Origin of the sequence: Exiguobacterium sp. s192 (genome assembly GCF_018618795.1) — a bacterium.
Lineage (GTDB): Bacteria > Bacillota > Bacilli > Exiguobacteriales > Exiguobacteriaceae > Exiguobacterium_A > Exiguobacterium_A undae.
In genome coordinates this window covers 141,379-164,878 of the sequence record NZ_JACSMS010000005.1, presented here as the reverse complement: position 1 = coordinate 164,878, position 23,500 = coordinate 141,379, and the positions used below count along the sequence as shown (strand labels likewise).

Sequence of the window (23,500 nt, the reverse complement as noted above, 5' to 3'; positions counted from 1 at the left end):
ACTTTGCTGGATCATACAAGTTCTTCCTCTCTTGATTGAATTGTTCCTAAGCTCAAGGATTTTTGCTCGGCATCACTAATGATACGTGCTTGAAGCTCTTCCGTCAACCAATCTGTTTCCTGTTCCAGTAAAGTAGGTAAACCGTAACTTGGATTGTTCGTCGATGAAAACAGCTCAACCATTAACCGTTCTTCGAATAATGGAGTCATTTCAAATCCCCCTCAGTCTCGATTCATGTCTTACACCTGTAGTGTAATCGATGGATGTAAACCATGTAGCAGGGAATTGTTAAAAACAGGCGAACTTTGTAAGCGTTTTCACAATGTCGTCAAATCTTCTTGAATCGGCTCACATTCCGCAGCGTACTGTTGTCCACGTTTCACATATTTTCGAATGGTCCGTTCCATGATAAACCGGTCATGGTCATTGATTTCGCGTACGACTTTAGCCGGTACCCCCATGACCATTGAGTTTGGCGGGATGATCATCTTCGGAGGAACGACGCTTCCGGCAGCGACAAACGACCCGCTCCCGATTTCGGCTTCATCGAGAATCGTTGCGGACATACCGATTAAAGCACCCTGACGGATAATCCCGCCGTGAATCATCGCCATATGCCCAATCGTGACATCATTTTCAATAATGGTCGGGTACCCTTCATACTGGTGAATCATCGATCCATCCTGAATATTGACGCGTTCGCCGATGGTGATCGGTCCTTCGTCGCCACGGATGACCGTATTGAACCAAACCGTTGAATCTTTCCCGATCTCGACTTCACCGATGACTTTTGCCCCGTCGGCTACATAGACACTCGAATCGACGTTCGGGACAAGTTGACCTACACGATATTTCATGTGGATTCCTCGCTTTCACTTTTAAATGTACGTTTTCATCTTGACTTGTCGAAAAATAAATTGCAACTGCTTACACACTAATTGTAAGATGGTAAAAATACCGTTCACAACAGGAGGAAACAGGATGGATCAAACAGTTCGGGCACGACTTATCGCGATTGCTGCAAAAAAAGAAAAAGCAGCGGTCGTCTATCAAGGCATTCAAGTCATCGATGTGATGACGCGTGAAACCTATCAGGCGGATGTCGCAGTGGATTCCGGCTACATTGTTGCCGTCGGCGACGGATATGAAGGGCTGGAGACAATCGACGGGAGCGGAAAGTTTATCGCGCCAAGTTTCATCGATGGACATGTCCATATCGAATCGTCAATGGTAACACCAAGTGAATATGAACAGGCGATTTTACCGCTCGGTGTGACGACCGTCATCGCAGACCCGCATGAGATTGCGAACGTGAAGGGGGCGGACGGTCTGCAATTCATGTTAGACGATGCGGAAGGACTGGCGCTGGACGTCCGGATGATGTTACCAAGCTGTGTGCCCGCGACTTCATTTGAGCACGCAGGCGCGTCACTTGATGCTAAATCACTTGAGCCGTTCCTTCATCATCCCGGTGTGCATGGTTTGGGGGAAGTCATGGATTATCCGGCAGTCGAACGGGCTGATGCGGATATGCTGAAAAAAATTGAACAGATTGAAGCCGCCGGTAAACTGGTGGATGGGCATGCCGCAGGACTCGGAGCACGTGAATTGAACATCTACGGTGTCGCCGGCATCCGGACGGATCATGAGTCCGTCAGTAAGCAGGATGCGATTGAACGCGCGCGTCGTGGGTTGTACGTCGAAGTACGAGAAGGATCAGCTGCCCGGAATCTAAAAGAGGTGCTCGACGCCGTTACAGAAAGTAATGCGAGTCGATTTTTATTTTGTACGGACGATAAACATCTCGACGATACGTTACGCGAAGGAACGATCGACTATAATATCCGCTATGCCATCAAGCATGGCATCAAACGGGAAACCGCCTATGCGATGGCTTCTCTTCATGCCGCCAACGCGTATCAACTAAACGACCGGGGAGCCATCGTACCGGGTCGTCGTGCCGACTACGTCATTTTAAGTGATGCCGATCAAGTGACAATCACTGAAGTATTCGTCAAAGGCCAACAGGTTGTGCGGAACGGGAAAACGATTATTGCATCTGAAAAGAAACTTGTTCCATCCACACTGCGTGGGGAACTGAAAACAAAGCCGATTACCGACACTGTGTTTGAGTTGGTTTTGGAAGAAGCGCGGGCACATGTCATCGGAATCATTCCCAAAAGTATCGTCACTGAACATTTGATTTTAGATGTACCCTTACAGGACGGAAAATTCGTCGCTGTGCCCGAACAGGACTTGTTGAAGATTGCTGTCATCGAACGCCATAATGCGACCAATTTTTCGGCAGTCGGCATCGTCAAAGGTTTTGGTATGAAGCGTGGGGCGATTGCCGCAACCGTTGCCCATGACTCGCATAACCTCGTCGTAGTGGGGACGTCTGATGCCGAGATGAAACTGGCTGCGGAACGTCTTGTCAAAGCAGGAGGAGGCGTCATCGCGGTGAATGGAACAGATATCTTGGCGGAGCTGCCGCTTGAGATTGCCGGCTTGATGACGAGTCGACCATTCCAGGAAGTCGGCGACACACTCGAAGCGCTGAACGACGCGCTTGATGTTCTCGAAGCAGATCGTTCGTTTAATCCTTACTTGACGATGTCGTTTCTTTGCTTGCCGGTCATTCCGAATTTGAAATTGACGGACAGTGGGTTGTTTGATGTGAAGACGTTCCAACATATTTCCGTTCAAGCTTGATTCATAGGTAAAGTCCATCGACTGGACTTTACCTTTTCTTAATAGTTTTCCGGTTGAATCATTATTTGATCCTTGTTATAGTAGGTCTTATCATCTTGATGAAAAGCGCTGATTTTTTGAAACCTTCAGCGACTATTTTCGTAAAGAAGAGTATAGAAACTAATGATTAGGAAAGGACAGATTTAATGGATAAGTCATATTTTGAAGGTCACGAACAGCTGATTTCTGATGTTTACCGTTCCTTTATCGATCGGTTCCATGAGTTACCGACGAATCGCCGGACGAAACGTCAGTTGCGTAATCTTGCGTTTTCGGTCATTCGCCAAGCGGGTCCGACCTATCAGGAACGCACCGTCTTGTACGCATTCTTTGCCGAATTTTTCCGCGCCGTCGAAGAAGGACAGCGGGAAGAAATCGAGTTTTACAAACAAATCGCACAGTAAAGACCCCGACGGCTCCGGCAGAAGGGGTCTTTGTTGTATAGAAAAACCGGTAATCAAGGAGACCTCGATTACCGGCAGAAATCCTCTTATTTAACTTCCATCCATTTGAAGCTCATATCTGCTCCGAATGGGTGACGGTATAATTTGTCGATGTTCGCCCGTTGCAAGTACGCTTCACCTTTTTGGTAGATTGGCGCAATCGCATAGTCGTCTGCTAAGAGCATCTTTTCAGCTTCCTGGAGAGTCGACCAACGTTTCGCTTCATCTGGCTCCGCTTTCGCATCTTTGATCATCTTGTCGAACTCTTTGTTCGAATACTCCATCCGGTTAAAGCTTCCGTCCGTTAACCACATATCGAGGAACGTCATTGGATCCTGGTAGTCAGGTCCCCAACCGGCAGCTGAGATATCGTAATCTCCTTTCGCCTCAAGATCCAAGAAGTTTTTGAACGGCTGTTGTTTGATGTTGATTGTCAGACCCGGTAAGTTCTTCTCAAGGTCACCTTTTAAGAACTCAGAAACCTTTTTGAAGGCATCTTCGTCACGTGACAACATGTCCACTTCGACTGTTTTGACACCAAGTTCTTTTAAGCCGGCATCCCAAGCTTTTTTCGCTTCGGTTGCATCAAAGCTCTGAAGATCCGGATATTTTTCACGGAAGTCTTCACCGTCCGGTGTGAACGTAAAGTCTTTGGCAACGATAAAGTTCGCAGGTTTTGAACCATCGTTTAAGATGACATCCGTGATGCCTTGTTTCTCAAAACCGAGTGCCAACGCTTTTCGGATGTTTTCGTTTTTGAGCGCTTTATTTTTCTGGTTGAAACGCAGGAAGTTGATCCGAGCATCCGGACGTGTCTTATAATCTTCCGACTGCTCGTACTGCGAAACGAATTCCGAAGTGATCGGGGCGAAGTCGACGTCTTTTGACTCGAACAAGTTAACGCCAGTCGAGATTTCCTTGACGACCTTCACATCGATTTTTTCCATTTTAACGTTTGCTTTATCCCAGTAATCCGGGTTCTTTTTGTATGTCCATCCTGCGTTTGACTGCCATTTATCGAGGATGAATGGTCCGTTGAAGATCATCGATTCGACGTTCGTTGCGAACTTATCACCTTTGTCTTCAACAAATGATTGCTTCAGCGGTAAGTAAGTAGGGAAGCTTGTTAAGCCTAGGAAATAAGGTGCTGGAGCTTCCAGTTGAACTTCGAGTGTTTGATCGTCAACTTTTTTGACACCAAGTGAATCCAGTTCCGCTTCACCGGCTAAGATTTTGTTGGCATTTTTCAAATCTTGAAGGATGTACGCATACTCAGCTCCTGTTTCTGGGTTGAGGGCGCGTTTCCAAGAATAGATGAAATCGTCCGCCGTAACAGCCGAACCATCCGACCATTTCGCATCTTTCCGGAGTTTGAATGTATAAGTTTTCTTATCATCGGATACTTCAACACTTTCCGCGATACCTGGAGTCGGTTTATTTTCTCCATCGAGACGGTACAGCCCTTCAAAGACGTTGTTTGTGACGATGATGGATGTCGAGTCTGTAGTTTTTGTTGGATCAAGTTGTGGGACATCCGTCGTCGAGACGAGTGTCACTTCTTGTTTCTTCTCTTTTGATGAAGAAGAATTTCCATCTGATTCATTACCTTGGCCACAAGCTGCTACTGCGAGCAACGCCGCGCTGGATAAACCAGCGAAAGCGATCTTAGTGTGTTTCTTCATTTGAAAGATGACCCCCCGATTTAATTTAAAATAATTTCAGAAAAGTGTGAACATAATGTAAATTTAAGTGAAAACGAATGAAAATGCAACACAAATTTTCTGACAATTCTTATTGATCAAGGTCTATATGCTCAATTCCGAGTGATTTCAAGTAGTCATAAAGTATGAAAATCGTTAATTTATGAGGGGAATACATCCGTAATGTCAGCTGTTGCGGATGACCGCGTAACCGGATGTTCGTAATGCGAATACCTTGTTGTTCCAAAGCTTCTTTAATCTGTTGGGCGTCCGTTTTGTTTGATAACGTCAAGTGAGCAACAATCACATTTGCTTCGAAGCGACTATTGTTGAAACGTTTCATGATCCAAGTGATGCCTTCTAAAGAAAAAAATAGAAATAGGACTAAGAATGTTGCTTCTAAGATGAATCCTGCGCCTACAGCAATTCCGATTCCGCTTGAAGCCCAGATGATGGCCGCTGTAGTCAGGCCGCTGACGATATCGTGCGGACGTCTTAAAATCACTCCTGCTCCAATAAAACCGATTCCGGCGACGACTTGAGCGACAAGTCGCATCGGGTCCATTTGAACGTTCGGAGCAATCGTGCTGTAAAGAACTACAGATTTAATGGAAACGATGGTTAACAGGCAACTGATCAGGGTAATTACGAGGCTAGTACGTATACCAACTGGCTTATTTTTAATTTCACGTTCAAAACCGATGATGATTCCAAATACTGCAGCAATCATTAATTTTAAGAAATCTTCCAGTTGGAACGAATGGATCCAATTCATGATGAACAAATCCTTTCTTTACATTAGTTCTGATTTTGTTATAATGAATTTTGTGTCTTTCGAATGAATATACGTTTGATATGAATAGATATACAGAATTAAAAGGACGTGTTTGATAATGAATCAACAAAAAATTGGCTTTTTTGCACTGGCTGCCATGGTTATCGGCTCGATGGTCGGTGGAGGTGCCTTTAACCTCCCGGGAGCAATGGCTCAAAAAGCAAGTGCGGGTCCCATCTTAATCGGGTGGAGTATCACCGGTCTTGGAATGATCATGTTGGCACTTGTGTTTCAACACCTTGCGAACAGCAAACCGGAACTGGAGGGTGGAATCTACGCGTATGCGCGTGAAGGATTCGGGCGTTTTATCGGTTTCAACAGTGCCTGGGGATACTGGGTATCGGCTTGGATCGGGACGGTCGCCAACATTACGTTAGTCTTTAATGCACTCAGTTACTTTTTCCCGATTTTCTCATCGGAAAATCGTTTATTTTTACTGGCGATGAGCGTTGTCGTCGTCTTGGGATTATTCTTTATCGTCTCCAGTGGGATTAAGGAAGCGACACTTGTCAATTTAATCACGACAATCGCAAAACTGGTGCCGATCTTGATTTTCATCCTGTTGGTTGCGATCGCCTTTAATGTGAAGACGTTTAATCTCGATTTTTGGGGAGAAGGAACGGAGCTTGGGAGCATCTTTACACAAGTCAAAGGCACGATGCTCGTCACGCTGTGGGCTTTCGTCGGAATCGAAGGAGCGGTCGTCCTGTCGACGCGCGCGAAAAAACGGAGTGATGTCGGAAAGGCGACGGTCATGGGACTTGTCGGTGTACTCGTCATCTATATCTTAATTTCTGTCTTGTCGCTTGGTGTCTTGAGTCAAGGACAATTGGCGGGTCTGCAAGAACCGACGATGGCGTATGTGTTGGAAGCGGCAATCGGCCCGTTTGGTGCGACGTTGATCATGATCGGGTTAATCATTTCCTTGTCAGGCGCCTTGTTAGGTTGGACGATTCTTGCTTCTGAAATTTCTTATTTGGTGGCGAAAGATGGTGCGTTTCCGAAATTCTTCGCGAAAACCAATCGGAAAGGGGCGCCGGTCGGTGCCTTGTTGATTACACAAATCGCGACGCAACTCGTGGCGGGCATCGCCTTGTTCTCGGCTCAAACCTATCTGGTTCTGTCGAGCATTGCCGGTATTTGTGCCTTGTTGCCTTACTTGTTGTCAGCCATCTACAGCGTTCGCTTCTCAAAAGCCGAGCGCAACAAAAAAATGCTGATTTTCTCAACGATTGCCGCGTTGTATTCCCTTTGGTTGGTCTATGCTTCCGGGATCTGGTATATCGTGATCGCAGCTCTCGTCTATGCGCCGGGTATCATTGCTTATTTGATGGCCGAGCGGGAACAAAAACGCGGCGGTATGTCGCGTTACGAACTTATTGCCAGCGGTGTACTCGTGATTTTAGCAGCAGTTGCCGTCTACGGGATGGTCGGTGGACAAATTCAATTGTGACGCAATCGAAAAATACTAACGAACGCCCTCATCCAATACGGTTGAGGGCGTTAATCTGTTTGCTGAAGGAACACGATTTTATTGCGCCGCGTCACCGAACCGGGCGGCCACTTCGTCGGCGGATAACGGCTCTGCGAAGATGAAGCCCTGCATTTGCTGGCAATCCGTCTTTTCTAAATAGTGCAGAGCACTTGACGTCTCGACGCCTTCAGCGACAAGGTTCAAGTTCAAGTTCCGACCAAGCTGGATGATTGAATCCAACAAACCGTTTTCACCTAAGTCGATGCCGTCGATAAACACTTTATCAATCTTGAGTTCATCAATCGGGAACGCCCGAAGATACTGTAAGGAAGAGTAACCTGTCCCGAAATCATCAATTGACAGGCGGAAACCCAATGATTTGATCAATTGCATCCGTTCGATGGTCCGCTGCGTTTGGAGAATGGCGATGTTCTCCGTCATCTCCAGAGTGACAAACCGCGGATGAATTTTTTTCTCAGCCACGACATGTTGCAATGTCCGGACAAAAGAGTCGCTTTGGAACTGGTGAGGTGAAATATTGATGGCCATCGTCAAGTCAGGTGAAATCTGTTGATGCCACTTGGCCAATTGATCACACGCCTCGAGTACGACCCAGTTGTTAATCGGCGTAATCAAAGCCGCTTCTTCAGCAAGGGGGATGAATTCATCAGGCGGGATGCTACCAAGTGCTTTGTGATCCCAACGCAGTAAGGCTTCAAATCCATCAACATGTTTGGTTTTTAAATTGATGATTGGTTGGTAAGCCAGGTGTAATGCTTCATCTTCGAGTGCGGTAAAAAGTGACCGTTCGAGCTGAAGTTTTCGTGTGAACTGTTCGTCCATTTCGTGAGTCAGATATTGAATCGTTCCGGTGCCGACCGTTTTCCCGGAATATAACGCCATTTCAGAACGGCGATATAAATCTTCCAGTGATTTTGCTTGAGACGGATAAACCGTGATGCCGAACGTACACGAAATAATCAAGGAATGTCCATTGATGTAATAGGGACGTTGTAAAATCTGTTGTAATTTCCGAGCGTATTGAAATAAAGAGTTACGATCTGTCACGGTAACGAGTAATCCAAACAAGTCACTTGTCGGATGGAAGGTCAACATCCGTTCCGCATGTTGAGAAAGGCGGGTCGCAAGCGATTGAAGCAGTTGATCACCTACATGCGTCCCGAACGAATCATTGATGACTTTAAAGCGGTCGATATCAAATAAAATGAGAGCAATCGGATCCGTCTCCGTCGCGTGTGTAAACAGAGCATCCCCTTCGCGAAGAAAACCGCGCCGATTTAACAGATGCGTCATCTCATTGTGATGGACAAGAAAATCAAGTTCTTGTTCGAGTTGTTCGGTTTCTGTGATGTCGGTTCCGATGAAGATATGTTGGAAACGGACACCGTTCACATCATAAATCGGGATTAGTGTCGCCTGTAAAATCTTTTCACCCGTGTCATTGGTTTGAAGCGGTAATTTACCTGACCAGGCTTTTCTGTTCTTAATTTGCGAACGGATTTCCGCTACCGCCTCTGCTGAAGGATTTAATAATTTCGTCCACGGCTGGTCGAGCAACATCCGGGGACAAAATCCGGTTACATCTGTCATGTTAGCATTGGAATACTTGATCGTTCCACGCGCATCAAAAACAAGCACACAGGCAATCTGATCAAACGCGTAACGCAAGTCCATCAATCCTTGAAACAAGGGTTTACTTCCTAATGACGCATTAGAGGTAGGAAGGTTACAGAAGAAGGCACCGGATATTTGATCTTGTGCGTCAAACAGGGGCGAGACAACCAATGTCGATGTCGTGCGTTCCCCTGATTTGTGCAAGAAAGTCGTATTAGAAAGTTGGATGGTTTGACGGCGCTCCAAAAAAGAGTGCCAAATTTGTTGACTGAAAGCGGCATCTTCTGGTTCAACGAGAGGAATCGTGAGACCTAAAATATCTTCAGCCTTCCACCCCCAGAAGGATTCAGCGGCTTCATTCCACGAATGGACGGTTAAATCCACGTTTAAAATGAATGCGGGTAAAGGAAATCCTTGCATGACGATCTCATAGGAATCAATGGTCGAACGATCCATTACAGGCGCACACTCCTTTTAGTTATCCGAGTTGACGGTTCACTTGTCTTGTCTATTCCCAATATATTCAATTCTCAAGCAAAGAAATCCTGTATTTCGATTGAAGATTATTCGTGATAATCTGTTATAATCATTTTGAAAGCGTTTTCTAAGTGAAGGGGGAATTATTTATGAACCAAACAGAAAAAATCATCACACAAACAGAGAAGTTCGGAGCACACAATTATCATCCGCTTCCAATCGTCATTTCGGAAGCCGAAGGGGTCTTTGTCAAAGATCCGGAAGGACGACAGTATATGGATATGCTCAGTGCCTATTCAGCGGTCAACCAAGGACACCGTCATCCAAAAATCATCGATGCCTTAAAACGTCAAGCGGATAAAATTACGCTGACATCACGTGCGTTCCATAACGATCAGCTAGGGTTTTTCTATGAAAAAGTGGCACAATTGACTGGCAAAGACATGGTGTTACCGATGAATACAGGGGCAGAGGCTGTCGAAACGGCAGTCAAGGCGTCGCGCCGCTGGGCATATGAAGTCAAACAAATCCCGGGTGATGCAGAAATCATCGTCTGTGAGGGAAATTTCCACGGACGGACGATGACAGCGGTCTCGATGTCGACAGAAGCGGAGTATCAACGTGGTTTCGGTCCACTCTTACCGGGCATCAAAACGATTCCGTACGGCGATCTCGAAGCTTTAAAAGGGGCAATCACAGAAAATACAGCGGCCTTCATCGTCGAACCGATCCAAGGTGAAGCAGGAATTCTGATTCCGTATGAAGGATTCCTAAAAGACGCACAAGATGTCTGTAAGGAACACAATGTATTGCTCGTCTCAGATGAAATTCAATCGGGGCTCGGTCGCTCAGGAAAATGGTTCGCATCCGACTGGGATGAAGTCACACCTGATATGTATATCTTAGGTAAGGCACTTGGTGGTGGTGTGTTCCCGATTTCTTGTGTTGCTGCGAATCGCGATATCCTGAATGTGTTTAATCCGGGATCACACGGTTCAACCTTTGGTGGTAATCCGTTGGCTTGTGCGGTATCCGTCGCTTCACTGGAAGTATTGGAAGAAGAGAAATTACCGGAACGTTCATTAGAACTGGGAACGTATTTCATGAACCGTCTGAAAGAAATCGATAATCCGTTAATCAAGGATGTCCGGGGACGTGGTTTGTTTATCGGCGTCGAGTTGACGGAAGCGGCGCGTCCGTATTGTGAAGCGTTAAAAGAAAAAGGATTGCTGTGTAAAGAAACACACGATACGGTCATCCGATTTGCACCACCACTCGTCATTACAAAAGAAGAATTGGATTGGGCATTTGAACGAATTGAACAAGTGCTTGGCATTTCCGTCGCCCAATAAAAACAAACTCTCTGCAGGAAACTGCAGGGAGTTTTAGGTTTGATTCTGTCTGATCTGGGAACATACTATTATGCGGTTAAAAAATAGGGGGTAATGAATATGTCAAACGATAGCGGATTAAACAAAAAAGTCGATGGTCTAGTTGATAAAGTTGCCGGTAAAGCGAAAGAAGCGCTTGGGAAAGCAACAGGAGATAAATCAACAGAACGCGAAGGTAAAAAAGATCAATTTAAAGGCGACGCGAAAAAAACAGTCGGGAACGTTCAACAAAATCTTGACGATACAAACCGTCGTTAATTGATACGTACAAGGTCCCTTACACAAGGGATCTTTTTTTATTTTAAAAATTTGTATAAAGGTCTAGTCATTTAGATGTGTATGTGGAATAATAATAAGTGTTAAAGCGTTTTCATCGTCATGTCATTATTTGTTTTTATTTAGAAAGGATGAAGTATATGTTGCAGTTTTTACAACGAATCGGTAAAGCGTTAATGCTACCGATCGCCGTTCTACCGGCCGCAGGAATTGTCCTTCGACTTGGTTCAGCGGATATGTTGGACATTCCGCTGATGGTGGCAGCCGGCGGAGCGATCTTTGATAACCTTCCGCTGATTTTTGCGATTGGTGTAGCGATCGGTTTATCGATTGACGCAAGCGGGGCAGCCGGTTTAGCCGGAGCCGTCGGTTACTTGGTTTTAAAGACCGGTGTCGACTCCATGAACAAGGATTATTCGGATGCCCAGATTCAGGCAAAGTATGACGCGATTGCCGCCATTGTCAATGATTCCTCGACCAAAGTCGACGGAGCCACCTTGACGTCCATTGCGAATCAGGCGACGTTAGGTTCGATGGTCAACATGGCCGTCTTCGGCGGAATCATTGCCGGTATCGTCGCCGGACTGTTATACAACCGGTTCTATAATATCAAATTACCGGATTGGTTGGCTTTCTTTGGTGGACGTCGTTTCGTTCCGATCGTCACATCAGCAGCGATGTTGGTCTTGGCGTTTATCTTCGGTTACTTATGGCCGTTCATTGAAGACGGCATTAACAATGCAGGAGAGTGGATGGTCAGCCTCGGAGCAGGTGGAGCCGCACTGTTTGGTTTCTTCAACCGTCTGTTGATTCCTGTTGGTCTGCACCATGTCTTAAATAATATTTTCTGGTTTGTTTTTGGTTCGTATGAAAAAGCAGACGGAACAATTGCGAACGGGGATATTGCCCGCTTCTTCGCAGGCGATCCGACAGCTGGAATCTATCAAGCCGGCTTTTTCCCGATCATGATGTTTGCCTTGCCGGCAGCGGCAGCAGCCATGGTCATGGCTGCCCGCAAAGAGAACCGGAAAGCAGTCGCAGGGGCAATGATTGGTTTGGGATTAACGTCGTTCTTAACGGGAATCACAGAGCCGATCGAGTTTTCATTCATGTTCTTGTCACCTGTGCTGTATGTCATCCATGCGGTCTTGACAGGGGTTTCGATGGCGGTCGTCAACCTGCTCGGTATTCTGCACGGCTTCTCCTTCTCGGCAGGATTCATCGATTATGTCTTAAACTTTGGAATCGCAACGAAACCGTTATTGTTACTTCTGGTTGGTCTCGCGTTCGCGGTCATCTACTACTTCCTGTTCTACTTCATGATCACGAAGTTTGATCTGAAGACACCAGGTCGTGAAGATGAGACGCTCGTCACAGACGCCGGACTTGTAGCAGACGTTTCGGATGATAAGTACGAGCAACAAGCAGCCCGGATTTTTGCAGGGTTACAAGGGACGGAGAACGTGACGGCGATTGATAACTGTGCGACACGTCTTCGTCTACAAGTAAAAGATGCAAGCATCATCGACGAAGCGGCAATCAAAGCAGCGGGTGCGAAAGGTGTCATGAAGATGGGGGCGAAAAATGTCCAGATCATCATTGGTACGGATGTTGAATTTGTCGCAGATGCCATGAAACGACAAAAATGATCATAAAAAAACGGCCTTTCCTGATTCGTCAGGAAAGGTCGTTTTGGCGTTGGCCGGACGTGTTGGCTTGCTTGAGGCTGCTGACATAGATGGGATAAAAGATCCCGATCAGGATGATGACGATCCCGATCCATTGTGAAGCCGCGAGGTGTTCCCCTAAAATCAGGACTGAACAGATGACCGCTGTCGGCAGTTCCGCTGCGCCGAGCAACGAAACACTTGCCGGACTGAGGTGAGGTGCTCCGGCAGCAAACAGCAGTGGCGGCAAAACTAAAGCAAAGAGGCCGAGTGGGAGAGCGTACCAAATCAATCCCTGTTCAAAGTTCGCTGTCGTTAAGAACGTCGTCGGTGGATACATGATCATCACAAACAATAAACCGCCCGTCATCATGTAAAAGCTCTTTTTGATGACCGGGACGTGATTCGCGACACGACCGCTTGCGAGCAGGAAGATCGAGAAACTGACAGCCGCGCCGAGTCCGAACAACGTTCCCCGAAGATCAAGGGCACTGGAATAAGCGGCACTGGCTAAGATAGCTCCGCCAATCAACAATAGGGCGGATAGGAAATGCGGACGTGACGGAAGACGTCTTGTCAGAAGTGAATCAATGACGACTCCAATCCATGTGAATTGGAACAGCAGGATAATGGCGACAGAAGCGGAAACGGTTTGCAGACTTTGATAATACAGATATCCGGTGGTTCCGCTGGAAATCCCGATTGCCATCAAGGTAAACGCAGTAGCGGGAGACAATCGTAAATTTTTGGTCAATAAGGCTAAGATGAAAATCATCAGCCAGCCAAAAAAGAACTGACTGCCGGAAACAGCGGCAGAGTCGAAACCAGCGCTGTAAGCCAGCTTGACAATGGTCGATAAGACGCCGTAACTGATGGCGCCGATTAGGACAAAAAGTGTTGCTTTTGAACGGTTCATACAGATTCCTCCATGTTTTAGAACGCACAAAAAAGGTTGCAACGGGGCCTTGTCCAGGTTTTTTGGACAGGGTTTGGTTGCAACCTGTGTGAGTTATTTAATGTTGAGTCCAGCCTTGTCATAAAAGGTCGGCTTTAATTCATTGTAACGGACTGTCAATTGATTAAACGTCTTTAAAGCGTCTGTCGCTTGACGAGAAGTCCGGTTTAAATCGGCTGTTGCTTCATCAATCTTAACGAAATTTGGTTTTTCGGTCAAGTAGGAAAGCACTTTCTTTTCAGAGGCGATCGCCGCTTCGTAACGTTTCAAAAAGGTATTAAAGGCTTTTTTTCGCTGATCAAAAATGTCCAGTAACGCCGTCCCATCTTTTTTGGCAGCAGCCGGTAAGGTCGCTATTTCATCCGCCAATTCCTGTCGATCGAACTCTTCGAACGCACGGCTCCGGACTTTTTGTTCTTGTTTTAATAGATCAACCCGTTCTTGATTCAAAGCAGACAATTCATCACGTTCATTTTGAGCACGTTTGATGTCGTCGGCTCCAGCCTCTAACACTGCCTGATACGTGTTAACAGAAACTTCATCTTGTCGTGTTCGTTGTTCTGCGATGGTTTCCGCTTTTTGTTCGAGCTGAGCTTGATCTTCTAACCGGTCGTAAATCGAGGAAGCCGGATCAGTCGAACATGCACTGAGTAGAAGGATGCTGAGACCGGTCAAACCACTAGCTAAAAACATCCGTTTTTTCATTATCGTAGCTCCTTACAGATTTGGGTATTTCGCAAAATTATAGGGAATATGGAAGTCTTCATCATAAATCGAGAATTGATAACCTTTTTTCTTGAGACCTGCAATGATTGCCGGTAATGCGCGCAACGTTTGCGGTTGTTCGTGTAACAGGATGATTTCGACGGGATCTTCCGCCCGATCAATGACTGTTTTAGCAACTTCCTTGGCGCTGTCCTTGTAGTACCAATCCATTGAATCGATTGACCAGTCCCAGACCCGAAGATTTGATTGTTCCATTTCTTTCGCAATTGATTTGGTGATCCCGGGAGACGAGCCGTACGGCGGACGTGTAAGGACAGGCGTTTTACTGGTCAGTTGCTTGATTTGTTTTTGAACACGCAACATTTCGGGAACATATTGCTTCTTTTCATATAACGTATCGTAGTCGTGCGTTTCACTGTGTAATCCGATGTAGTGACCGTCATTTGACATCGTACGCACCACTTCCGGTTGCTGATCGATGTTAGGACCGATCAAAAAGAACGTTGCTTTGGCGTTTTGTTCCTTTAAGGACTGTAAAATATCTGACGTCAATGCTGTCGGACCATCTTCAAAAGTCAGGTAAGCCACTTTTTTGGTAATGCCGTTCCATTTTTCGACACGCGCTTTGTCGAGATTTGCAACCGGGACCTCACTTAATGACTGCACGGACTTTACGGCAGTTTGCTGTTGGTTTGAACTGAGGTATTGATAAATGACATAACCGCCGATCGGAAGTAACAGAAGGGCTAGAAAAATAAAAAGCTTCGCAAGATATTTTCGTTTTTGTTTACGTTGTCTTGGACCAAGTCCGATTGGATTACCTGAGTTGTATGAGTCCATCGATGTCTGAGCTCCTTTGCGGAAAATCTTATGAGTTAACTGTAACATTTTGTCTATTTCATTTGTAACAAAAATATTACAAAAAGATGACTGGGAGGTCTGTTTTTTGAAAAAACTCATTTTAAATAGAAGAAGGGTGTTTTTCTGTATGAAAACAGGATCGATGGATCGGCATTCATGTGAGGTGTCGCATCACAAATCAGACGAATTGGTGTCGTTATTTTACAGATCGGCACTATCAAGACATGTAGAGGAAGTACGACGAGGAGAGAGAATACTTGATTAAGAATCGGAAAGGAGCGTTGTTCATTTGCAAGCGTCATACCGTCAGCTCATTTCGTATGTAAGTGAGATCAAGGATCGGAATCACAGTAGTGCCGCTGCGTTGCTTGTCATGCAGCATGACAACATTATTCTTGAGCATTATGAAGGGTTTCATTCCAATGAGAACTCGAGCCCGATTCATGTAAATTCCATGTTCAATATCGCTTCCGCCCGTAAAAGTTACCTGGCATTCGCCATCGGCTTCGCCTTGTATGAAAAGAAAATCCACAGTCTTGACGATTTGATCTCACACTATTTGAATACGTATGATACGGGGGTCGTTCAAGGTACGACCATTCGCCATCTGGTCACACATTCGCATGGATTGAATGAACGAGCTGACGGATCAATTTACAGGGAGTTTGCTGCTGGTGAAGGGTGGGCCTATCGTGGAATCAATGTCAAAATCATGACCGAACTTTTTAAGCATCTTTATGGGTATGATTTCCCTCGACTGTTAGAAGAGCGGATTTTTGTTCCGTTAGGGTTTAAGTACACCGAATGGTCGACGGCGGTTTCGGACACTTTAGTTAAAGTCATCGATGATCCTGAACATGCGGCAGATTTTCAGCTTTATCCTTTTGCTGACGGAATAGGTTCAAATCTGCATACCACCGCAAGAGAATTGGCCATATGGGGAAACCTGCACCTGAATATGGGACGACATCAAGGGATTCAAGTAGTCCCGGAAGAAGTCATTCGACTTTGTACATCCATTCAAAATCTGCAGTATGAGGATGCACGACTTCCCGACAATGGATTGTTTTGGTATGTACAAGACGAAGCAAAGGACAGAAGTGAGATCGGAGAACATGTGCAAAAGGGGGCTTATCAAATTCTTGGAAACACAGGTCCACTTTTACTTGTCGTACCAGAACAACAACTTGTTGTAGTGAGGATGTACAACAAACGGTATAACTACGGCGGCAGCAACTATCTGCATTATCTGCGTGAATTCAGCAATCTGGCTTCGGAGACCTTTACATTCCATTAATCATCAAACAGTTGTCCGTAGTGAAAAATTAAACGATTCATCATTCGCACATAGAAAAAAGAAGAGCGGACGCATCGTGGCGTCCGCTCTTCTTTTTCGTGCTATCCCTCTTAATGTTCCGTTACTGCACACTCATCGCACTCTGTTTTATACGATTCACACTGTTCGTCCATTTCTTTTCCGCAATGTGAACAGGTTTTGACGGGAAGTTGGCGGTAAAATTCTGGAGACGTCTCTTGATACAGGGGTTGTTCCATGATTATATTCCTCCTCTTAGTCCTCGTTGTGTCAGTGGGTAGCACTTGAATAATTTTATTGTACTAGTACAGTCTGTTAATGTCAATTATTGTTTTATAACAGAGGGCAGTTAAACAAGTCTTGTCATATGACAGCTGACACAGAGGATGATACGATAACAAAGTAAACAGATGTATTTTAAGGGGGATTATCATGAATCAAACATTAACCGAAACACTATCACTTTTGACAGAACGCCGATCAGTTCGTCATTACGACGAAACTTTTACGCTTTCGCAAACAGAAGTCGAGGAACTGATTGAATTGACGACAGCTGCACCAAGTGCCTGGAACTTGCAACACTGGCATTTCTTAGCATTCCATTCAGAAGAAGCGAAACAACAACTGGCTCCGATTGCTTATAATCAACCGGCCGTCAGTTCCTCTTCAGTCGTCATTGCAGTGCTCGGGGATCTGCAGGCAAACCGGAACTACAATCCCGTATACGGACCGGCAGTCGAGGCGGGCGGAATGACAGAAGACCTGTTTGATTCCATTAAAGGACAAGTAGAGGGAGCTTATCAAAGCGAAGCCTACGCCCGGGATGCAGCGATGTCGAATGCGAGCCTGGCTGCGATGCAACTTATGTTGGTTGCGGAAGCGAAGGGATTATCGACGCTCGCAATGGGTGGCTTCAACCATCAAGCCTTTACGGATACGTTCATCACGGATGAGCGTTATGTGCCCGTCATGTTGATTGCTGTTGGTAAAGCAGTTGAAAATGCGAAAAAACGTCCGACACTCCGATTACCGGTTGATCAGGTCACAACGATCTTATAACAGGAGACGGGACTGAAAAAAGCCTGTATTTCTTGATGCGTGGTATGCTTCAGTCCCGTTTCTCGTTCTTTTTCATATTTTTTTAGAAAAGTACTTGTCAGATTGTTAGTTTCTTGCTATATTAATACATGTCCTAGCAAGTACATAACGTACTGCATCATGATTCTGTAGCTCAGCTGGGAGAGCGCTACCTTGACAGGGTAGAGGTCGCTGGTTCGAGCCCAGTCAGAATCATACCAAAAAGCCCGTTCATCCTTTGATGAGCGGGCTTTTTTTAATTATTTGCCTGAAGTTCATTCTCTGTGACCCATTTATGATTCTTAACAGTTTTTCCACCCGACGTCGGCTTAAAATCAACCATATAGACTGTCGTCTGTTCAGCACTGTCGATTGTAGCTTCAGCACCGTCCATTCCTTTCATATGATCAGCGGCAAGTGTCACGTCGTCTCCCTTACTTAAAGTCGAAGCAGGGACAGGATCGAGTTCTTCCTGGATGATCCATTTATGATTGGTGACTTTTTTTCCGCCGGTCGTTGGCGTATAACTGACCGCATAGACCGTTGTGTCGAAGGCATCGACGACCGTTCCTTTCGCACCATCCATCCCTTGCATATGATCAGAGGCAAGAATGACTTTACTGTTATCCTCGAACTTCGGATTTTCAGCTTGTTTGATTCCTTCTGGAACTTTTCCGTCACTTGAATGCATCATTCCATCATGTGAGCTGCTTTTATCGGCGTCATGCATGTCGTGCGAACCGGAGGAATCAGAGTCGGTTCCACAAGCGCCGAGACCTAAAACGGCAGTGAGAGCCAGTGTTGTAACAAACAGTTGTTTCTTCATGTGTCTACCTCCTGTATGAATCTGATTACATTACGACTATACCCGTTGCGTGTGCAAAAACCGTGCAGAAAGCGTGACGATTTGTATTTCCTGTGTCCTGACATACATTTTCGAATCAAAAATCCTTATACTTAGCAGAAGGAAGATAAGGAGGGGGAGTATGCGGCATATTTCTCATTACATCGGTCTGCTGTTTTTAACAGCGCTCTTTCTGATAGGGAGTATTCTTTTTAGTACGTTGTATTTGAATCTTGTGAATCAACGTACCGATGAAGTGTTGTCCGGATTATTGAATCGCGGAAATACGCATCGAGACGTTTTGGAGAAATCATTTGATCAAGAAACAATCGATCACGTCAGTTTAATGGAATCTGCTTCTGAATTTACTGTCGTCGTGACCGATCAAAAGGGAAAAATCCTGAAATCTTCCAATCGTTTAACGGAAGAAATGAAAACAGAATTGACGCATACTGAATTTCAAGATCAACGAAAGGATTTAGTGCTACAGACGCCGACGGAGCATGGAAACTTTTTGATGACGGATAGTCCGATCACCGTTGCGGGCAGTCATCGCGGGCATGTTTTTATGTTTGCTCCTGAAAGATTGATTCAACAAGTCGTCAAACCGTTGCAGCAACAGTTCATTCAGGTAGGAATCATCGCGGTTCTTCTATCACTGGTCACTGTAGCGCTCTGTACACGTTTAATCTCGAAACCGCTCATTAACATGGAACGGGCGACCGCAAAGTTGAGGGACGGAAACCTGGAAGTGGATTTACCGATTGAGCGTTCAGATGAACTGGGTGCATTGGCACGATCCATTACCCAACTGGCAAAAGATCTCGACTACGTAAACCGTGAACGCACAGAATTTTTAGCACACATCTCGCATGAATTGCGAACGCCACTGACGTATGTCAAAGGGTACGCTGATATCTTGAGTCGTCCCGATTTGCCCGACTCTGAAAAAACAATGTATCTGTCCATTATCAAGGAAGAAAGTAATCACCTCAGCCAACTGATCGAACAATTGATGTTACTTGCTCGTCTGGACGAAAATCAATTTTCGATAGATCGTTTGCCGCTTGCACTTGACGAGGTGATTTTATCGATTGCCGAAAAAATGAGACCGGCGATTGAAGAAAAGGGACTGCGTTTTGTGGTGTCAGGTCATCCTGTAACTGTGATCGGAGACAAAATCCGGCTTGGTCAAGTCCTGTTAAATTTGTTGGATAACGCACGGAAATACACGGAAGTCGGTCAAATTGAAGTAGAGTACGGAAAAAATACCGCTGGAGCATATTTTCTGGTGAGGGACACGGGAATGGGAATTTCGGCAGAGGCGTTGCCGCATGTGAAAAAGCGATTGTACCGGAGTGAACCATCCCGTTCCAGAAGCCATGGTGGATCGGGTCTCGGGTTAACGATTGCGACGGCAATCGTCCAAGCGCATGATGCGACACTCGACATAAAAAGCGAATGGCATGCCGGGACATGCGTCACAGTTCAATGGAAGGCGTGAAAAAATGGCACGAATATTAATCGTAGATGATGAACCACGGATGCTTCAATTGATGAAGTTATATCTGGCACCTTATGGGCATACCTGTCATTTGGTCGATTCAGCCCAAAAAGCGTTAGAGCTTGTTCGAACCGTACCGATCGACTTGGCCTTGTTGGATGTCATGATGCCTGAAATGGATGGATGGATATTATGCCAAAAAATCCGACGGGTTGCTGATTTTCCAATCATCATGGTGACGGCACGTAATCAAAAAGAGGACATTTTACGAGGTCATGAAGTAGGGGCAGATGACTACGTCGCGAAACCGATCCATGAAGGAGAACTACTGGCACGTATCGAACTATTGATTGGTCGAGTCAAACAGGAACAAGAGACATTTCATGGATTGTCTTATGATGTTGCTGCGTACCGTTGTGAATTCAACCAGCAAAAAATTCTCCTGACCAAAACGGAATTTCAACTGTTGGGGAAATTGCTCGGCTCGAAGAATCGTATTTTATCGAGAGAGCAGCTCGTCCTTTCACTGTGGGGAGATGATCAATCAATCGAACCCCGAACCATCGATTCACATATCCGCCACCTGCGCGAAAAATTACGCCGTGCCGGGTTTCCAATCGATGTTCATTTAGAGACGGTTCGTGGAGTGGGGTATCGATTGCTCGAAACAACAACTGAGAGTTGAGAAGGGAGACACCATGACAACCATCTATTTAGTAAGGCATGCTCATTCAACCTATTCACCGGACGAAAAAGCACGACCTTTATCCAAGCGGGGCATGGCTGACGCCAAACAACTGATTTCACTTTTTCGAGAGGTTCAACCGGATTACATCTATGCGAGTCCGTACCGGCGGGCAATCGAAACCGTTCAACCGGTAGCGGAACATTATGGACTGCCGATCGAGGAGGCGGAAGCATTTCAAGAACGATTACTGGCTCCCGGTCAATTGGATGATTTTCAGCAAGCTGTCGAGTACGTCTGGAATCACCCGGACAAAAATCCATACGGCGGAGAATCAAACGACATTGCACAGCACCGTGTTCTTGCAGGTGCGCAGCAGTTGGTCAGGAAACACACAAATGAGACAGTTGTCGTCGGGACACACGGGAATATCATGGTGTTGTCGATGCAACATTTTGATCCGGCATACGATTATTCTTTTTGGTCGCGTTTAGCGATGCCAGCCGTTTATCGTTTAGTATTTGACGGCGAGACATGTCTTCAAATCGAAGAAGTATCCCTAGCTTCATCATCAAAATAAAAACAGGAGATCATCCCTCGTAAGGGACGGTCTCCTGTTTTAGTAGTTATCACGCTTTGACGGGATTTTCATGTTTCTGGATTAAATCAGCCGTGAGCTGACCAGACAATGTGACCATCGGTACGCCTCCGCCCGGATGCGTCGATCCACCGACAAAATAGAGCCCTTCATACAGATCACTTTTCGAAGGGATTTTGAATCCACCATTCTTTTTCCGGTCGGCAGCCACTCCATAAATGGAGCCGCCATTTGGACCGTACAACGATTGTAAATCTTCCGGTGTGAAACGGTATTCGAACTCGATCGCTTCCCGTAAATCGGTTACCCCCATGCGTTCCAACTTGTCGAGAACAACTTCGCGGTAAGCATCCCAATCGGTTTCTCCACCTTGTTTCGTCAGAGGCGGAACGTGTGTCAGGACAAACAAGTTATCCTTTCCTTCTGGCGCCTGCGAAGCATCGGATTTAGACGAAACACCGACATAAATCGTTGGATCTTCCGGTGGTACACCGTCCTTGAACATTTGCGCGAATTCACGCTCCGGATCGTCGGAGAAGAAGAAGTTATGATGTTTTAAGTCTTTGTATTCGCGATTGACACCAAGGAGGAGAACAAGACCTGAGACAGATGGGACAAACGATTGATTTAGTTTTTTAGCCTGTTTCGGTCCTTTTTTGTCAGCAACGAGACGCTGATACGTCGGAATGACTTCAAGATTCGACACGACGACGTCAGCCGGATAGAAAGTACCGTCTTTTGCTTCCACGCCAACCGCGCGTTTTCCTTCCGTGACGACCCGCTCAACCGGTGTGTTGACGTGAACCGTCACACGAAGCTCATCAAGGACGGTTTTCATCGCACGGGCAATATTGTACATGCCGCCTTTGACGTAATAGATGCCGAGCCCCATCTGAACATAAATCATTTGATTGAAGACAGCAGGTGCTTCGTACGGGTTAGATCCGACGTACATGACCATATAGTTGAACAACTGTTCGAGATACTTGTTATTGAGATGTTTTTTTGTACCACTTGCAACAGTATTAAGTGGATCCATCTTCAGTAGTTCCGACATCGTATGGTATTTTTTTAAGTCTTTTAAATCTTCGAGACTATATTTATAAAAGCTGTCTAAGCAGAGATCATACATTTTTTTCGAATAGCTGAACAGTTCGACGAAGTCAGCTTGATCAGAGACTTTTTTAAACTCTTCGAGCATCCCCGGCAAGTCACCTTTGACATCGAGCTGTGTACCGTCTTCGAAAAATGTCCGCCATTGCGGTTCGATTCGTTCAATTTCTAAGTAATCGTCCAGGCGACGATGCACACTCGTAAAGAGTTGTTCGAGCACCCAAGGCATTGTCAAGATGGATGGACCGGTATCAAAGGTAAACCCTTGACCGCTCCGTTGGTTCAACTTCCCGCCAACATTTCCATTTTGCTCAAGCATCGTGACGTTGTATCCGTCTCCTGCGAGGCGAATTGCGGCGGACATACCTGCTAAACCTGCTCCAATGACTACAGCTTGTTTTTTCAAAAAAATCACATCTCCTTATGTGTTAGTAAATGAACGGAATTAATCGTTTTCTTTTACGTGCCCATGCAGTGTAAGCCGGTCCGAAGCCTTCTGTTAACAGCCGTTCTTCGATTCGAATGCGATGTAATAAAGCAAAAAACATCAGCACTGTCGCGAATAACGTCAATATCACGTTTCCGAAGTACAGGGGAAAGCCGGCCGTGATGAAAAGTAAACCGGTGTAAAGCGGGTGGCGTAAGGCACGATAAGGACCTGTACTGACGAGTTGATCTCCCGGATTGACTGCAACGTGACGGGTAAATTGATGTTTCAGATGATAAATTCCCCAATAACGCAACAGAACCCCAATACTTAAGAAGGTGAGTCCGATTTGTTGTAATAGGACGGATGGTTCTGATCTGCTGAACAAAATGGACAACAGAATCGTAACGACTAAAGTAGCCAAAATGGAGTAAAAACTTCGTCGTTCTTCAAGTGGAGACGGTTCTTTCTGCCGGTTTCGAAAAAGAAACAGTTCGAGCAACCAAAATACGGAGACGGCGATGAATACCCCATCTAAAATGGTCATGAAGATTCGCCCCCTTGACTGATGCCAATCATTATTCAAAGAAAACGCATACAACCGATATTTACCCGAACCAGACGAGATTCAATCATCGAGAACGCATTCATTTGAATAAAACAGGGAATTAATTCATTTTGATTACACCATGAACAAAAAATGGTGACGTCTTGAAATGAATGTTATTCTAAAATCAAAGATTCAT

The 23,500-nt window shown here is 45.7% G+C and carries 23 protein-coding genes and 1 tRNA gene; 12 read left to right on the top strand and 12 right to left on the bottom strand.

Features of this window, described 5'->3' with window-relative positions; translation table 11 throughout:
- Positions 1 to 11: 11 nt before the first annotated feature.
- A complete protein-coding gene (locus tag KNP87_RS10545; protein WP_214721621.1) occupies positions 12 to 209 on the bottom strand; it encodes a hypothetical protein in 198 nt (65 codons plus the stop codon).
- Between the two features lie 108 nt (positions 210 to 317).
- Positions 318 to 857 carry a gamma carbonic anhydrase family protein gene (locus tag KNP87_RS10540; protein WP_214721620.1) on the bottom strand — a complete coding sequence of 180 codons (540 nt, stop codon included), beginning with the start codon at positions 855 to 857 and terminating at the stop codon, positions 318 to 320.
- A 124-nt stretch (positions 858 to 981) separates the two neighbouring features.
- On the opposite strand from KNP87_RS10540, the gene ade reads away from it, so the two are divergent.
- Together ade and KNP87_RS10530 are read left to right on the top strand one after the other, a co-directional pair.
- A complete protein-coding gene (gene ade / locus KNP87_RS10535; RefSeq protein ID WP_214721619.1) occupies positions 982 to 2,712 on the top strand; it encodes an adenine deaminase in 1,731 nt (576 codons plus the stop codon).
- Positions 2,713 to 2,897: 185 nt separating this feature from the next.
- Positions 2,898 to 3,155, top strand: a complete 258-nt coding sequence (locus tag KNP87_RS10530) for a hypothetical protein (protein ID WP_026833924.1) — start codon at positions 2,898 to 2,900, stop codon at positions 3,153 to 3,155.
- Positions 3,156 to 3,241: 86 nt separating this feature from the next.
- Here the strand turns inward: KNP87_RS10530 and KNP87_RS10525 are convergent, their stop codons facing one another.
- Together KNP87_RS10525 and KNP87_RS10520 are read right to left on the bottom strand one after the other, a co-directional pair.
- Complete coding sequence (locus KNP87_RS10525) at positions 3,242 to 4,876, bottom strand: peptide ABC transporter substrate-binding protein (RefSeq protein WP_214721618.1); 1,635 nt, start codon at positions 4,874 to 4,876, stop codon at positions 3,242 to 3,244.
- A 109-nt stretch (positions 4,877 to 4,985) separates the two neighbouring features.
- Positions 4,986 to 5,669 (bottom strand): MgtC/SapB family protein, encoded by a 684-nt coding sequence (locus KNP87_RS10520; RefSeq protein ID WP_214721617.1) that lies wholly within the window; start codon positions 5,667 to 5,669, stop codon positions 4,986 to 4,988.
- Positions 5,670 to 5,784: 115 nt separating this feature from the next.
- Between KNP87_RS10520 and KNP87_RS10515 the strand changes: the two genes are divergently transcribed.
- Positions 5,785 to 7,182 (top strand): basic amino acid/polyamine antiporter, encoded by a 1,398-nt coding sequence (locus KNP87_RS10515; RefSeq protein ID WP_214721658.1) that lies wholly within the window; start codon positions 5,785 to 5,787, stop codon positions 7,180 to 7,182.
- Between the two features lie 78 nt (positions 7,183 to 7,260).
- Here the strand turns inward: KNP87_RS10515 and KNP87_RS10510 are convergent, their stop codons facing one another.
- Positions 7,261 to 9,294 (bottom strand): sensor domain-containing protein, encoded by a 2,034-nt coding sequence (locus KNP87_RS10510; protein ID WP_214721616.1) that lies wholly within the window; start codon positions 9,292 to 9,294, stop codon positions 7,261 to 7,263.
- Between the two features lie 170 nt (positions 9,295 to 9,464).
- On the opposite strand from KNP87_RS10510, the gene KNP87_RS10505 reads away from it, so the two are divergent.
- The 3 genes from KNP87_RS10505 (at position 9,465) to nagE (ending at position 12,631) form a co-directional block, all read left to right on the top strand.
- Positions 9,465 to 10,667, top strand: a complete 1,203-nt coding sequence (locus KNP87_RS10505) for an ornithine--oxo-acid transaminase (RefSeq protein WP_214721615.1) — start codon at positions 9,465 to 9,467, stop codon at positions 10,665 to 10,667.
- Positions 10,668 to 10,766: 99 nt separating this feature from the next.
- On the top strand, positions 10,767 to 10,964 hold the full coding sequence (locus KNP87_RS10500; protein WP_214721614.1) for a CsbD family protein: 198 nt from the start codon (positions 10,767 to 10,769) through the stop codon (positions 10,962 to 10,964).
- A gap of 158 nt (positions 10,965 to 11,122) precedes the next feature.
- The gene (gene nagE, locus KNP87_RS10495) at positions 11,123 to 12,631 is read left to right on the top strand and encodes an N-acetylglucosamine-specific PTS transporter subunit IIBC (protein ID WP_214721657.1); all 1,509 of its coding nucleotides are present in this window, start codon (positions 11,123 to 11,125) and stop codon (positions 12,629 to 12,631) included.
- Positions 12,632 to 12,659: 28 nt separating this feature from the next.
- Here nagE and KNP87_RS10490 read toward each other — a convergent pair whose 3' ends face one another.
- From KNP87_RS10490 to KNP87_RS10480, 3 genes are all read right to left on the bottom strand, one after another.
- Entirely contained in the window at positions 12,660 to 13,565 is a 906-nt protein-coding gene (locus tag KNP87_RS10490; protein WP_214721613.1) for an EamA family transporter, read from the bottom strand.
- A gap of 93 nt (positions 13,566 to 13,658) precedes the next feature.
- Positions 13,659 to 14,309 (bottom strand): YkyA family protein, encoded by a 651-nt coding sequence (locus tag KNP87_RS10485; RefSeq protein WP_251135548.1) that lies wholly within the window; start codon positions 14,307 to 14,309, stop codon positions 13,659 to 13,661.
- 12 nt (positions 14,310 to 14,321) lie between these two features.
- Positions 14,322 to 15,170 carry a polysaccharide deacetylase family protein gene (locus KNP87_RS10480; RefSeq protein ID WP_251135547.1) on the bottom strand — a complete coding sequence of 283 codons (849 nt, stop codon included), beginning with the start codon at positions 15,168 to 15,170 and terminating at the stop codon, positions 14,322 to 14,324.
- Positions 15,171 to 15,480: 310 nt separating this feature from the next.
- On the opposite strand from KNP87_RS10480, the gene KNP87_RS10475 reads away from it, so the two are divergent.
- Positions 15,481 to 16,488, top strand: a complete 1,008-nt coding sequence (locus KNP87_RS10475; protein WP_214721611.1) for a serine hydrolase domain-containing protein — start codon at positions 15,481 to 15,483, stop codon at positions 16,486 to 16,488.
- 110 nt (positions 16,489 to 16,598) lie between these two features.
- Here KNP87_RS10475 and yhfH read toward each other — a convergent pair whose 3' ends face one another.
- On the bottom strand, positions 16,599 to 16,745 hold the full coding sequence (yhfH, locus tag KNP87_RS10470) for a protein YhfH (protein WP_251135546.1): 147 nt from the start codon (positions 16,743 to 16,745) through the stop codon (positions 16,599 to 16,601).
- 193 nt (positions 16,746 to 16,938) lie between these two features.
- On the opposite strand from yhfH, the gene KNP87_RS10465 reads away from it, so the two are divergent.
- Together KNP87_RS10465 and KNP87_RS10460 are read left to right on the top strand one after the other, a co-directional pair.
- Positions 16,939 to 17,565 carry a nitroreductase family protein gene (locus KNP87_RS10465; protein WP_026833912.1) on the top strand — a complete coding sequence of 209 codons (627 nt, stop codon included), beginning with the start codon at positions 16,939 to 16,941 and terminating at the stop codon, positions 17,563 to 17,565.
- 161 nt (positions 17,566 to 17,726) lie between these two features.
- Positions 17,727 to 17,799: transfer RNA gene (locus KNP87_RS10460), tRNA-Val, on the top strand.
- A 40-nt stretch (positions 17,800 to 17,839) separates the two neighbouring features.
- Here KNP87_RS10460 and KNP87_RS10455 read toward each other — a convergent pair.
- On the bottom strand, positions 17,840 to 18,409 hold the full coding sequence (locus KNP87_RS10455; protein WP_214721610.1) for a YdhK family protein: 570 nt from the start codon (positions 18,407 to 18,409) through the stop codon (positions 17,840 to 17,842).
- Between the two features lie 160 nt (positions 18,410 to 18,569).
- Here KNP87_RS10455 and KNP87_RS10450 point away from each other — a divergent pair, with 160 nt between their 5' ends.
- Genes KNP87_RS10450 through KNP87_RS10440 form a run of 3 tightly spaced genes read left to right on the top strand, consistent with a single transcriptional unit; the run spans position 18,570 to position 21,196 of the window.
- Positions 18,570 to 19,931 carry a sensor histidine kinase gene (locus KNP87_RS10450; protein WP_214721609.1) on the top strand — a complete coding sequence of 454 codons (1,362 nt, stop codon included), beginning with the start codon at positions 18,570 to 18,572 and terminating at the stop codon, positions 19,929 to 19,931.
- 4 nt (positions 19,932 to 19,935) lie between these two features.
- The gene (locus KNP87_RS10445; protein ID WP_214721608.1) at positions 19,936 to 20,616 is read left to right on the top strand and encodes a response regulator transcription factor; all 681 of its coding nucleotides are present in this window, start codon (positions 19,936 to 19,938) and stop codon (positions 20,614 to 20,616) included.
- A gap of 13 nt (positions 20,617 to 20,629) precedes the next feature.
- Positions 20,630 to 21,196, top strand: a complete 567-nt coding sequence (locus KNP87_RS10440; RefSeq protein ID WP_214721607.1) for a histidine phosphatase family protein — start codon at positions 20,630 to 20,632, stop codon at positions 21,194 to 21,196.
- 49 nt (positions 21,197 to 21,245) lie between these two features.
- On the opposite strand, the gene KNP87_RS10435 is transcribed toward KNP87_RS10440, so the two are convergent.
- Both KNP87_RS10435 and KNP87_RS10430 read right to left on the bottom strand, forming a co-directional pair.
- Positions 21,246 to 22,733, bottom strand: coding sequence for a phytoene desaturase family protein (locus KNP87_RS10435; protein ID WP_214721606.1), 1,488 nt, complete (start codon positions 22,731 to 22,733; stop codon positions 21,246 to 21,248).
- 22 nt (positions 22,734 to 22,755) lie between these two features.
- A complete protein-coding gene (locus tag KNP87_RS10430; RefSeq protein ID WP_214721605.1) occupies positions 22,756 to 23,301 on the bottom strand; it encodes a methyltransferase family protein in 546 nt (181 codons plus the stop codon).
- Between the last annotated feature and the right edge of the window lie 199 nt (positions 23,302 to 23,500).

Coding starts and splice junctions, on each gene's coding strand:
- KNP87_RS10545 (WP_214721621.1), bottom strand. CDS start 209: ATGACTCCATTATTCGAAGAACGGTTAATGGTTGAGCTGTTTTCATCG.
- KNP87_RS10540 (WP_214721620.1), bottom strand. CDS start 857: ATGAAATATCGTGTAGGTCAACTTGTCCCGAACGTCGATTCGAGTGTC.
- ade (WP_214721619.1), top strand. CDS start 982: ATGGATCAAACAGTTCGGGCACGACTTATCGCGATTGCTGCAAAAAAA.
- KNP87_RS10530 (WP_026833924.1), top strand. CDS start 2,898: ATGGATAAGTCATATTTTGAAGGTCACGAACAGCTGATTTCTGATGTT.
- KNP87_RS10525 (WP_214721618.1), bottom strand. CDS start 4,876: ATGAAGAAACACACTAAGATCGCTTTCGCTGGTTTATCCAGCGCGGCG.
- KNP87_RS10520 (WP_214721617.1), bottom strand. CDS start 5,669: ATGAATTGGATCCATTCGTTCCAACTGGAAGATTTCTTAAAATTAATG.
- KNP87_RS10510 (WP_214721616.1), bottom strand. CDS start 9,294: ATGGATCGTTCGACCATTGATTCCTATGAGATCGTCATGCAAGGATTT.
- KNP87_RS10505 (WP_214721615.1), top strand. CDS start 9,465: ATGAACCAAACAGAAAAAATCATCACACAAACAGAGAAGTTCGGAGCA.
- KNP87_RS10500 (WP_214721614.1), top strand. CDS start 10,767: ATGTCAAACGATAGCGGATTAAACAAAAAAGTCGATGGTCTAGTTGAT.
- nagE (WP_214721657.1), top strand. CDS start 11,123: ATGTTGCAGTTTTTACAACGAATCGGTAAAGCGTTAATGCTACCGATC.
- KNP87_RS10490 (WP_214721613.1), bottom strand. CDS start 13,565: ATGAACCGTTCAAAAGCAACACTTTTTGTCCTAATCGGCGCCATCAGT.
- KNP87_RS10485 (WP_251135548.1), bottom strand. CDS start 14,309: ATGAAAAAACGGATGTTTTTAGCTAGTGGTTTGACCGGTCTCAGCATC.
- KNP87_RS10480 (WP_251135547.1), bottom strand. CDS start 15,170: ATGGACTCATACAACTCAGGTAATCCAATCGGACTTGGTCCAAGACAA.
- yhfH (WP_251135546.1), bottom strand. CDS start 16,745: ATGGAACAACCCCTGTATCAAGAGACGTCTCCAGAATTTTACCGCCAA.
- KNP87_RS10465 (WP_026833912.1), top strand. CDS start 16,939: ATGAATCAAACATTAACCGAAACACTATCACTTTTGACAGAACGCCGA.
- KNP87_RS10455 (WP_214721610.1), bottom strand. CDS start 18,409: ATGAAGAAACAACTGTTTGTTACAACACTGGCTCTCACTGCCGTTTTA.
- KNP87_RS10450 (WP_214721609.1), top strand. CDS start 18,570: ATGCGGCATATTTCTCATTACATCGGTCTGCTGTTTTTAACAGCGCTC.
- KNP87_RS10445 (WP_214721608.1), top strand. CDS start 19,936: ATGGCACGAATATTAATCGTAGATGATGAACCACGGATGCTTCAATTG.
- KNP87_RS10440 (WP_214721607.1), top strand. CDS start 20,630: ATGACAACCATCTATTTAGTAAGGCATGCTCATTCAACCTATTCACCG.
- KNP87_RS10430 (WP_214721605.1), bottom strand. CDS start 23,301: ATGACCATTTTAGATGGGGTATTCATCGCCGTCTCCGTATTTTGGTTG.